The organism is Dolichospermum sp. UHCC 0260 (assembly GCF_009711985.1).
Lineage (GTDB): Bacteria > Cyanobacteriota > Cyanobacteriia > Cyanobacteriales > Nostocaceae > Dolichospermum > Dolichospermum lemmermannii.
This window is the reverse complement of the sequence record NZ_VIKZ01000110.1, coordinates 1-11,402: the sequence shown is the minus strand read 5'-3', so window position 1 is coordinate 11,402 and position 11,402 is coordinate 1. Positions and strand designations below refer to the sequence as shown.

At 39.9% G+C, this 11,402-nt stretch carries 13 protein-coding genes; 6 read left to right on the top strand and 7 right to left on the bottom strand.

Annotated features, from left to right (window positions below):
• The 3 genes from FJR08_RS22845 to rpsF form a co-directional block, all read right to left on the bottom strand.
• The coding region (locus FJR08_RS22845) for an AAA family ATPase (RefSeq protein ID WP_168634679.1) at positions 1 to 383 on the bottom strand (383 nt) is incomplete at its 3' end.
• Positions 384 to 607: 224 nt separating this feature from the next.
• Entirely contained in the window at positions 608 to 1,168 is a 561-nt protein-coding gene (locus tag FJR08_RS22840; protein ID WP_168634680.1) for an Npun_F5560 family protein, read from the bottom strand.
• Between the two features lie 362 nt (positions 1,169 to 1,530).
• Complete coding sequence (rpsF, locus tag FJR08_RS22835; protein ID WP_015078351.1) at positions 1,531 to 1,854, bottom strand: 30S ribosomal protein S6; 324 nt, start codon at positions 1,852 to 1,854, stop codon at positions 1,531 to 1,533.
• 289 nt (positions 1,855 to 2,143) lie between these two features.
• Here rpsF and FJR08_RS22830 point away from each other — a divergent pair, with 289 nt between their 5' ends.
• On the top strand, positions 2,144 to 2,917 hold the full coding sequence (locus FJR08_RS22830; protein WP_168634678.1) for a fumarylacetoacetate hydrolase family protein: 774 nt from the start codon (positions 2,144 to 2,146) through the stop codon (positions 2,915 to 2,917).
• Between the two features lie 3 nt (positions 2,918 to 2,920).
• Here the strand turns inward: FJR08_RS22830 and FJR08_RS22825 are convergent, their stop codons facing one another.
• The gene (locus FJR08_RS22825; protein ID WP_015078353.1) at positions 2,921 to 3,397 is read right to left on the bottom strand and encodes a Tic20 family protein; all 477 of its coding nucleotides are present in this window, start codon (positions 3,395 to 3,397) and stop codon (positions 2,921 to 2,923) included.
• A 464-nt stretch (positions 3,398 to 3,861) separates the two neighbouring features.
• Positions 3,862 to 4,059, bottom strand: a complete 198-nt coding sequence (locus FJR08_RS22820; protein WP_015078354.1) for a hypothetical protein — start codon at positions 4,057 to 4,059, stop codon at positions 3,862 to 3,864.
• Between the two features lie 352 nt (positions 4,060 to 4,411).
• Here FJR08_RS22820 and glyA point away from each other — a divergent pair, with 352 nt between their 5' ends.
• Entirely contained in the window at positions 4,412 to 5,695 is a 1,284-nt protein-coding gene (gene glyA, locus FJR08_RS22815; RefSeq protein ID WP_168634677.1) for a serine hydroxymethyltransferase, read from the top strand.
• 224 nt (positions 5,696 to 5,919) lie between these two features.
• Here glyA and FJR08_RS22810 read toward each other — a convergent pair whose 3' ends face one another.
• On the bottom strand, positions 5,920 to 7,452 hold the full coding sequence (locus FJR08_RS22810) for a YifB family Mg chelatase-like AAA ATPase (RefSeq protein ID WP_168634676.1): 1,533 nt from the start codon (positions 7,450 to 7,452) through the stop codon (positions 5,920 to 5,922).
• 120 nt (positions 7,453 to 7,572) lie between these two features.
• Between FJR08_RS22810 and FJR08_RS22805 the strand changes: the two genes are divergently transcribed.
• Both FJR08_RS22805 and FJR08_RS22800 read left to right on the top strand, forming a co-directional pair.
• Complete coding sequence (locus FJR08_RS22805; protein WP_015078357.1) at positions 7,573 to 8,178, top strand: Uma2 family endonuclease; 606 nt, start codon at positions 7,573 to 7,575, stop codon at positions 8,176 to 8,178.
• A gap of 40 nt (positions 8,179 to 8,218) precedes the next feature.
• On the top strand, positions 8,219 to 8,782 hold the full coding sequence (locus tag FJR08_RS22800) for a Uma2 family endonuclease (RefSeq protein WP_053540749.1): 564 nt from the start codon (positions 8,219 to 8,221) through the stop codon (positions 8,780 to 8,782).
• A gap of 64 nt (positions 8,783 to 8,846) precedes the next feature.
• On the opposite strand, the gene FJR08_RS22795 is transcribed toward FJR08_RS22800, so the two are convergent.
• On the bottom strand, positions 8,847 to 9,692 hold the full coding sequence (locus tag FJR08_RS22795) for an Rpn family recombination-promoting nuclease/putative transposase (RefSeq protein ID WP_168634675.1): 846 nt from the start codon (positions 9,690 to 9,692) through the stop codon (positions 8,847 to 8,849).
• A gap of 96 nt (positions 9,693 to 9,788) precedes the next feature.
• Between FJR08_RS22795 and FJR08_RS22790 the strand changes: the two genes are divergently transcribed.
• Together FJR08_RS22790 and psbA are read left to right on the top strand one after the other, a co-directional pair.
• Entirely contained in the window at positions 9,789 to 10,139 is a 351-nt protein-coding gene (locus FJR08_RS22790) for a histidine triad nucleotide-binding protein (protein ID WP_168634674.1), read from the top strand.
• Between the two features lie 223 nt (positions 10,140 to 10,362).
• Positions 10,363 to 11,402 (top strand): photosystem II q(b) protein (gene psbA, locus FJR08_RS22785; protein WP_168634673.1); only part of this gene is annotated, 1,040 nt, incomplete at its 3' end.

Genomic DNA, 11,402 nt, shown 5'->3' with positions numbered 1-11,402 from the left:
CTATAAATAGTAACTTGTGCTTCTTTCCGAGAGTAAATTGGATTTCCTGCAACTAAAAGTTGTTCTTCAAAAACTCGCAATTCTTTAAATTTTTCTGGCAACTCTAAGGCCAGGACGTATTTATATAATTTCTCCTCAAGTAATACTTCTATTTCCAAGCGAATGGGAACATCATACCTGCCACGAGTAAAATCTTTAGACTTGACAAGTTGACCAACTCTATTTATACCTCTACCAATAGATTGAAATACCTCTAATGCGGTTGCAATAGTTGATTTACCTGTGCCATTTTTTCCAATCAAGAGAGCAGATGACATCTCCTTCATTGTTAATTCAAAGTTTTCTAAACACCTGAAGTTGTGTACATATAGTCTTTGGAGCATAATCAAATAATTTCCCGGAATGGCAAGTGAAATAACTTTTTGGTGAGATATACCAATTATAGGTTCAGATACCTGACTTCGTAGAAAAATCAAAACCTGAAACCCTTATCTGTTATTCCTTCTAATCTTATTCAGCAAGCCCTAACTAAAGTCCGCAGTACCTCAAAAAAAGATAGGTACTGCGGAATAGAAGTTTTGATTTAATTCAAATACAGTCACAAATTTTAGACATTCTGGGGAGCAGGTACACTATCGGTTGCAACTTCCGAACGAGGAAAAGTAGGTAAATCAATACCGCCATGATTTGTGTAGCGGTTTTTAAGTGCTAAACGATAACTCACACTTTGCAATTCGGCTTGCAATTGGCGATTTTCTCGTTGTAGGATTGTGACCTTGTCTCGCACTGGTGTCATGCGTTCCTCAAACTTACGACGGTAAATTTGGGGTAATTCCTGTACTACCTGCTCTAACATTCGACTACGATCAGTTAGTTCTTGTACAGACTGTCGTAATTGGTAAATCTCCGTATCACGATTCGTGATTTGCTCTTGATAGAACGTCACCTGCTGTTCGACGGCTTGGATTTGATCTCTTAAAGCCTGCAATTGACTCAAATCTATCTCTGGCTCAGATTTTGGCGGTGTAAAGTTAGTATTACCCTTAACTAGCCGGAATAGTTCTTGAGATAACTGTTGAACTAATTGATCTCGCAGTTGCAAGTCTTGGCGCAACTGCGAGATTTCGGTGGACAGTTCTTGGATGTTTGGTATATCAGATTGGCTCACAGTCACTTAAAGCTCTTACTTAATATATATAGTTAATTTTTCACTTGCGCCGATTATATCACATAGGTCGCAGTTCGAGTGAAATAATTGAGCGATTTTTAGTAATTTCCTGATGTCGCAGTATGACGCAGGCCATACTGCTGAACTGCTAAGAGACTTCCAATTAAAGAAATATCCAAAATTTCTTGTAGTGCGGGCATACTTCGACCCTTCGACAGGCTCAGGGCATCGCAAGCTCAGTACAAGTCTTGCCCGCTAATAATACAAGAACGATACCACAAACTTGGACAGCGAAGCCCTGCTGCAAGCAGTTCATCTTTTTTGTGGAGTTATCTAACTAATAACCTCGGAAAACGCGGTTATTAAGCTGCTACAACTTCTTCTGGTTTTTCTTTGTGAACTTCTTGCTTGACTGTCATATAGCGAATCACTTCTTCACTCAATCGCATTGCGCGTTCCATGATAGCAATTACAGTTCCAGGACCTGTGTAGTTGAGTTGAACATAAACGCCATCACGATGCTTTTGAATTTCATAGGCCAGACGACGCTTACCACGGTTTTGAATTTCAATATTCTCAGCACCGTGTTCACGAATTAAGTTTTCGTATTTGGCGATTTGTTGTACTACTTGCTCATCTCCCAAGTCAGGACGCAAAATGTACATGGTTTCGTAAACTGTGGTCATGTTTTTTAATTCACCTTATGGACAATGGCTGAAGAGGTATTAATTTATACAAATATTGCCATGGGCGATACTTTAATTGATTAACATCTCAAGCAACAAGGAATTTTGACAATTTTTTAGTTATTCTACAGTAGCACAATTTTGAGCAGGATTTGTCCACTGGTTAATAGTTTGTTAATTAAGGTCATAAGATTTTCAATATTTATCATATAATCTTACAAGTTTTTAATGGCAATCATTAAGCACATTCTGCTGGAACAAAGTATATTCAAGGATATTTGTCAAAGTTATGGCGCAGCGATATGTGCGAGTTCAAAGTCAAGAAGGGAAAATTTACTATGGGTTACTCCAGCTTTCTCAGAATGTAGAAGTGCTGGATGCTCCACCTTGGTTGGATGGTCAACCTACGGATTTAATCCTGCCATCCAATTCTTACAAGATTCTAGCCCCCTGTGCGCCTTCAAAAATTGTGGGTGTAGGCAAGAATTATGCTGATCATGCGGCGGAAATGGGAACACCTGTACCCGCTGAACCGCTAATTTTTTTCAAACCGCCTACATCTGTGATTGCGTCAGAAAGAGAAATTAAGTATCCTCATCAGTCTCAACGGGTAGACTATGAAGGAGAATTGGCTTTGGTGATTGGCGATCGCACAAGTGATTGTACCCCAGCCCAAGCCCAAAGTAAAATTTGGGGTTATACCATTGCCAATGATGTTACAGCCAGGGATTTACAAAAAAAAGATCCCCAATGGACAAGAGCCAAGGGTTTTGATACTTTTTGTCCTTTGGGACCTTGGATTGTCCGAGAATTAAACCCAGGAGCGAGATTACAGACGTTTTTGAATGATAATCCTCATCCAGTTCAATCTGCTTGTATTGATCAAATGGTATTTTCCCCAGATTTTTTGGTGTCGTATATCAGTCAAGTGATGACTTTATTACCTGGGGATATAGTATTAACTGGTACACCGATGGGGGTAGGGGCTTTGCAAATAGGCGATCGCATCCGTGTAGAAATTGAAGGAATTGGTCGCCTAGAAAACACAGTTGTGGAGCGTTAACTGTTAGCGTACTTGCATATGTACTGCATCGGAAATCGCGGGAATTTCCGCATACTTACCCATTAATGACTGAGCAACGGAATAAACAACTGCTGCTACTATCCCCATGAAAATGGTTGTATAAAGTGTTTGCATAGCAAATCCACTACCAGGAACTAATTTCACAATATCGGTCAAGATGCTACATAAAAAGATCACAATATCGAGAATGATGGCTTGCATCGTGTTAAAACGAATAAAATGATTAATTTTCTCGTTTCTGACCACCAACAGCCACAAAGCAAAGAAAATAATCATTCCCGCATAACGGACACCATAGTAAATTCTTAATAGTGGCAACAGGGGCAAAAATATCAGTCCTAAAAGTGGAAAATCATTCATTAAAAACTGACCGAAAGCAAATACCTCAATCAAAGGCAGTAGATAAGGTAAACAGGCAAAAATTCGATCAGGGAAAGTTGTAGACCCGCGCCAAGACATTTTGTGTTCTCCTGTGGCTAAATTTTAACAGCTATTGAGCTTAGGATAACGCAGATGCTTGACCTTGCTGACAAATCACCAAATAGAACGAAAGGCACGGAAGCCACTTGGCAATAGATGCGTGGAGGAAGTGCCAACGGCGAATTTATTCGCGGTGACATGATAGAATTAATTAGCAAGTAGGAATAACCATCAGCGCAAAGAAGTGTTTTATTAAGGAGAAACCCCTGATTTATCTCGTCTCGGCATAGCTGTAGCCTGGGTAAACAAGCAATGGTAAATCATGGAGCGTTTAACATTAAAAATTGATGGACTCACAAAAGCAGCAAAAAAAATCAAAAGTAAGCGCAATTGCAATACCTGTCGTACTGGTAGTTGCCTTGAGCGTCTAGGAGGATAATTGACTATCCTTTTTAAGCAGGTCTTAAAGAATCTGCGTGTCTTTAGACCGCAGAGTGTCAACATTATTCTACATTGGCGACACGAAAGCCCATGACACACTCGTATTGATCTGGCTGTTGTTCCGTAAACTTACTAATTGCTTGACCACAGCGCAGTTTACCTCCACCCCAGCGAGGTTGTCCACTACCATTTGCTAGTAAACAAGACTGACAGACCTTTTCAGAGCTAAGGATTTGATTGTCCATTACAATGACTAACATCTCAACCCCTCCTTGTTCCAAATAGAGTCAGGAATGTAATCTAATGTTGGGTTACACTGTCGCTTCACCCAACCTACAAAGAATTGTAAGTTAATAAATCCACGTTCCTAACTAGATAATCTAGGTTTATTGTATCTTATATATCTTAGATTTTTGTAAGTTTGAGTACAAAATAATACATAAATTCAGGCTACCACGTTGATGAAAGTCAGTAATTCTTAAATAATGACGTTCCCAGTTCTCAAAGCTTTTCCGTCTAAATCCTATAATAAACAAGTTGCCTGATTTCTAACTTTGGTAATAGGTTTAACCGCAATCTCGATTTTCGTCAACTGCCATAAGGATAATAAACGTGACAAAAACTAATTCAGACCTGTTAAAAAACTCTGATCCTGCTATTAATGAACTAATTAACCAAGAATTACAGCGTCAACGAGACCACTTGGAATTAATTGCGAGTGAAAACTTTACCTCCGCTGCTGTATTAGCTGCTCAAGGTTCAGTATTAACCAACAAATACGCTGAAGGATTACCAGGTAAACGCTATTATGGCGGTTGTGAGTTTGTTGACGAAATTGAACAAATAGCCATTGACCGGGCTAAACAGCTATTTGGTGCGGCTCATGCCAATGTTCAACCCCATTCCGGCGCACAGGCTAATTTTGCCGTCTTCCTAACCCTGCTGCAACCAGGGGACACAATTATGGGTATGGACTTATCCCATGGAGGACACCTTACCCACGGTTCACCAGTGAACGTTTCTGGTAAATGGTTCCAAGTCCGTCATTATGGCGTAAGTAAAGAAACTGAACAATTAGACTATGACCAAATTCGTGATTTAGCTATCAAAGAACGGCCTAAACTCTTAATTTGTGGGTATTCAGCCTATCCTCGGATTATTGACTTTCAAAAGTTCCGCAGTATTGCTGATGAAGTTGGCGCGTACTTACTCGCAGATATTGCTCACATTGCTGGTTTAGTGGCAACTGGTCATCATCCCAACCCTCTGCCTTATTGTGATGTTGTCACAACTACAACTCATAAAACCTTACGTGGACCTCGCGGCGGCTTGATTTTGACTCGTGATGCAGAATTGGGTAAAAAGCTGGATAAATCAGTTTTCCCCGGTACTCAAGGTGGACCACTAGAACACGTGATTGCTGGTAAAGCTGTGGCTTTTGGTGAAGCTCTTAAACCTGAGTTTACAACTTATTCTGGCCAAGTGATTGAAAATGCCCGCGCTTTGGCTACGCAATTGCAAAACAGAGGATTCAAATTAGTGTCTAATGGCACGGATAATCACTTAATGTTAGTAGATTTACGTTCTATTGCCATGACTGGGAAGAAGGGAGATCAACTAGTCAGCACTGTTAATATTACCGCCAATAAGAATACAGTTCCTTTTGATACTGAATCACCTTTTATTACCAGTGGTTTAAGATTGGGTTCTCCCGCTATGACTACTAGGGGTTTAGGTGTGGCAGAATTTACGGAAATTGGCAATATTATTGCTGATCGTTTACTTTCTCCAGATGCAGATACAGTCACTAAAGATTGTTTGATGCGAGTGGCGGCATTGTGCGATCGCTTCCCATTATATCCTCACTTGGAAATTCCTGTACCAGCCCTAGCTTAATAAACTTTGGATTTTGGGTTATTGATACTGATCCAAAATCCAAAATTTGGTTTTTAAACCGACTATTTTTGCTTTATTTGTTCTATCGCACTGGACAGGGTAAGTAGGTGAACACAATAAAACCAATCTGTGTAAAGAAAAGTAAAATCGCCCAAACCCTCTTCACTCTTGCCTCTTGCCTCTTGCCTTGCCATAACGACAATTTTTAATGCTAACCTACTTAGTTATTGCATTCTATCAATTGTCCGATATTGAATTGCTTCGGCTACGTGCTGGGGTTTAAGGTTTTCATCTGCTGCTAAATCTGCTATAGTTCGTGCTACTTTAAGAATGCGATCGCTTGCTCTTGCTGATAACCCTAATTTCCTAATTGCTGCTTCTAATAAAGTCCGACTAGCATCATCTAAATTACACCATTTTTGTAAATGACGACTTTGCATTTGAGCATTACATTGTAAATCTTCTTCTTTTTGAAATCGAATCATAGCCAATTCTCGTGCTTTTTTCACTCTTTCTGCTACAGATTTTGACGCTTCTCCCGTTGGTTGTTGAGTAATTTCTTCGGGTTTCAAACGATTTACTGCTACTTGCAAATCAATTCTATCCATTAATGGTCCAGACAATTTTGCCCAATATTGTTCCCGTTGTCGAGGTGAACAAGTACATCCTTGAATTGTATCACCATAATAACCGCAAGGACAGGGATTTGTACTGGCTACTAATGTAAATTGTGCCGGAAAAGTGACAGATTGTTTAGTTCTAGAAATTGTCACAAAACCATCTTCCAAAGGTTGACGCAGAAACTCCAAAACATCTCTTTTAAATTCTGTTAATTCATCTAAAAAAAGTACACCTCTATGAGATAATGAAATTTCGCCAGGACGGGGAAAAGTGCCACCACCAACTAAAGATGGACCAGATGCGGAATGGTGGGGACTTCTAAAAGGTCTTTCTCTAACTAATGAACCTCGATTTTTCAACAATCCAGCCACAGAATGAATGCGTGTTACTTCCAAAGATTCAGGAAAACTTAAAGGTGGTAAAATTCCCGATAAACGCCTTGCTAACATCGTTTTTCCGCTTCCTGGTGGTCCAACGAAAATCAAATTGTGTCCTCCCGCAGCCGCAATTTCTAAAGCCCTGCGGGCGTGCGCTTGTCCTTTGACATCTTGCAAATCTGCTAAGTTTAAAGATGTTTCTTGGGTAGTTTCTACTGCTTTATTTAACTGGACAGGTTGATATTTTTTAGGATTATTTAATAAGTCCACTACATCAGCAATATCTTTACAACCATAAACCATTAAACCTTCAACAACAGCAGCTTCTTGGGCATTATCAGCAGGAACAACTAAACCTGTAATTCCCATCTTTTTTGCAGTTGCAGCAATAGGTAAAACACCAGCAACAGGACGCAAACTACCATCTAAAGAAACTTCCCCCAAAAATAAAAAATCTCCTAACAAATCGGCGTTAACTTGTTCAGAAGCTGCTAAAATTCCCACACTAATCGGTAAATCAAACGCGGGTCCCTCTTTTCGTAAGTCTGCGGGAGTTAGGTTAATGACAATCTTTCGGATGGGAAAAGCAAAACCCGCATTTTTTAAAGTTGCTTTTACCCGTTCTTTAGATTCTTGAATTGCGGAATCTGGTAAACCCAAAATCACAATTCCCGGTAAACCACCAGAAACATCAACTTCCACACCCACTTTTACAGCGTCAATCCCGATGATAGATGCACTCCAAACTCTAGCCAGCATTTTTTATATATCAATAAACCTTGATCATATCAAAGCAGATTTGTGGGTATATTAACAATGAGTGAAATCACCCAAGAGGATTGTTAATATAATAATAGCAGCTAAAGATGCAGGTGAATTATGGTTCAAGCATTAACAAAATTATTAACCTTTGCACAATTCATCCTTGAATACGGTAACAACCCCCGCTATGAACTTGCAGACGCAGAATTGATTGATATGGAACCAACTGGACCACATGAAGCCGTGGGTGGTAAACTGGCAACCAAACTGGGTATTGCTATTACTCATGCTGAACTTCCCTGGTTTATTCCTCGTACCTGTCTAATCCGTCCTTTTGCAGAAACAGCCACAGCCCGCCGTCCTGATATTGTAGTATTAGATGAAACTGTACTTTACGATGAACCTTTTTGGGAACACGAACCAGTGATTGCGTTAGGAAAATCAATTAAGTTAGTTGTGGAAGTTGTTAGCAGTAACTGGGAAACTGATTATGCGCGTAAAGTTGAAGAATACGCTTTATTAGGAATTCCTGAATATTGGATTGTTGATTATCGGGGATTGGGTGGCGTTGTTTTTATTGGTAAACCAAAGCAACCGACATTTACAGTTTGTCAACTAATTGGTGAAGATTATAGTCAGCAAAAATATCGGTTAGGAGAATTTATTAAATCTCCTCTTTTACCCTCGCTGCAACTGCGGTTAGATGATGTGATGCCACGATAATTGATTTAGAATAATTACAATTCACTTAACTCAAACGATAATGGTTCAAACTCCCACTAAACTCCTAACCTTAGATGAATTTCTCAAACAGCCAGAAACCAAACCAGCCAGCGAATTTATAGACGGTAAAATTATCCAAAAACCTATGCCTCAAGGAAAACACAGCACGGTGCAACTTGATCTCGGTGCTGATATCAATATAGCTCTCAAACCCCAGCATATCGCTCGTGCTTATTCGGAACTGCGCTGTACCTTTGGGAGTAAATCTATTGTTCCTGATATCGCAGTTTTTACTTGGGAACGTATTCCCCGTGACGAAAATGGTAAAGTATCTAATACCTTTGCACTCGCACCAGACTGGACAATTGAAATTCTTTCTCCTGATCAAAGTCAAACTAAAGTTGTTCGCAATATCCTTCATTGTCTCACTCATGGGACTCAAATGGGGTGGTTGATTGACCCAGAAGAAGAATTAGTATTTGTTTATTTTAGCAATCGTACCATTGAAGTTTTTGAAGTTGCAAGCGATCGCCTACCTGTTCCCCATTTTGCAGAGTCCTTTAAGCTAACAATTGGTCAACTTTTTAGTTGGTTAAGCGAATAGCAAAACATGACAAATTATCTCCATTTTTACCTTTTATACTCGTGATAGTTGAGATTTGAACTTGTTATGACAAATTTTGGAGTATGTGTTTTAGTTCCTCTAAACTTTCAACGGTGAGAATCGAGCGTTGAATTGTTTTTAGTGTCTCAAGATCAGATATTTCTGATATTTTCGGCATTAACTTTAATCCTTCATTGCCAAATTTCACTTCTAAAGATAATTCAATGTTTGAAAGTCGTTCTTCTCTTTTTCCTCTTTGCAATATTTCTTCATACCAAGGTGATTCGCGTAAAACTGTCATATCCCACCTCATAATTTCTTGAACTAAGGAACTATCTAATACAAACGTAGCAAAAAAAGCAAGAACCGTTTCTAATTGATTTAATTGTTCATCAGCTTGCAATAAACGCAATGCTTCCCGAATTATAGATTCATCTTCACCACCTTTGAGAATCGGCACAAAAGGCAGTAGAGACGGTAAAGGTTGTTCTAAGGCAATTTTAACATCTACTTCCCACAGGTTAATTACACGGTAATCTTGACGCACTTCTAAACCGGCAAGATTAGATTCATACCGCGTGGGGATTTCAGCATCACCTGTTTTGAGAATGTTAATTAGTACAGGATATGTGGGTAATTTATATTTTTCCTCAGCTAATCCTGCATAAGCTCGCATTCTTCGCGGCATTTCTGGTTTATACCGCAATTGTAATTCATTGAGAACTAAAAACTTCCCATATTCTTTACTTTCAACCCGGATAAGTACATCACTTTCTCTACTAATCCATTGAAATTCAGAATTGAGAATTTCCCCAGCCACCACATCTGGGATTTGCGTTACCCATTTTACCCAATTATTGGGTGCAAGACTAATTAAGCGTTTGGTACTAACATCCGCAGGTTTGGCCATAAAACTATAAATGCACTGACTACACAATAGCTTAACTTTTTATCGCCTGTTCCAGCGATCGCTTAAAATCTTGAGCAGATGAGTAAGTAAAACTGTATGAGTCAGAACACAGAAACGATTTTCAGTAAAATCATTCGTAAAGAAATCCCCGCGAATATTGTTTATGAAGACGATTTAGCTTTGGCTTTTACAGATGTTAACCCCCAAGCACCAGTTCACATCCTTGTAATTCCCAAAAAACCCATAGTTAGCCTAGCTACCGCAGAACCTGAAGATCAAGCACTTTTAGGACATCTATTATTAACAGTCCAGAAAGTTGCAGCACAAGCAGGACTGGAAAACGGTTATCGCGTAGTTATGAATACTGGTGTTGATGGCGGACAAACGGTCTATCATCTTCATATACATATACTAGGCGGTCGTTCTATGTCCTGGCCTCCTGGTTGAATTTTACATCTGAAATAGTCCAGAACTCTTGTAGGGTGGGCATCCTGCCCGCCCAATTATCACAATAGCTGCTGTAAATCCCATGATATCAGAAAAACTAATGACTTTCATAACTAATACCTACTTTAAATAGCTTTACAAATCCAAACATAAAGCTTAATATAAATTCATGAGGTAGAAACACCTACCAAAACATACATAACTCAAACGCAATTATAAACACATGACAACTACCTTACAACAGCGCGAAAGTGCTAACGTATGGAATCGCTTCTGCGAATGGATCACCAGCACTGACAACCGTTTATATATCGGTTGGTTCGGAGTATTAATGATCCCTACCCTCCTCGCTGCAATTACTTGCTTTGTAATTGCATTTATCGCTGCTCCTCCCGTGGACATTGACGGTATCCGCGAACCAGTTGCAGGTTCTCTACTCTACGGAAACAACATCATCTCCGGTGCAGTAGTTCCTTCCTCCAACGCTATCGGTTTACACTTCTACCCTATTTGGGAATCTGCTTCTTTAGATGAGTGGTTGTATAACGGCGGTCCTTACCAGTTAGTAGTATTCCACTTCTTGATCGGCGTATTCTGCTACCTCGGTCGTGAATGGGAACTTTCTTACCGCTTAGGAATGCGTCCTTGGATTTGCCTAGCATTCTCCGCACCTGTAGCTGCTGCTACCGCAGTATTCCTAATCTACCCAATCGGTCAAGGTTCATTCTCAGACGGTATGCCTTTAGGTATCTCTGGAACATTCAACTTCATGATCGTGTTCCAAGCTGAACACAACATCTTGATGCACCCCTTCCATATGTTAGGTGTAGCTGGTGTCTTCGGTGGTTCTTTGTTCTCTGCAATGCACGGTTCACTCGTAACTTCTTCCTTGGTTAAAGAAACAACCGAAAACGAATCACAAAACTACGGTTACAAATTCGGTCAAGAAGAAGAAACCTATAACATCGTTGCTGCTCACGGTTACTTCGGTCGCTTGATTTTCCAATACGCTTCCTTCAACAACAGCCGTCAACTACACTTCTTACTCGCTGCATGGCCTGTAATTGGTATCTGGTTCACAGCTTTGGGTGTTAGCACAATGGCTTTCAACTTGAACGGTTTCAACTTCAACCAATCTGTCATGGATTCTCAAGGTCGTGTTATTGCTACCTGGGCTGACGTAATCAACCGCGCTAACTTAGGAATGGAAGTAATGCACGAGCGTAACGCTCACAACTTCCCTCTAGACTTGGCTGCTGCTGA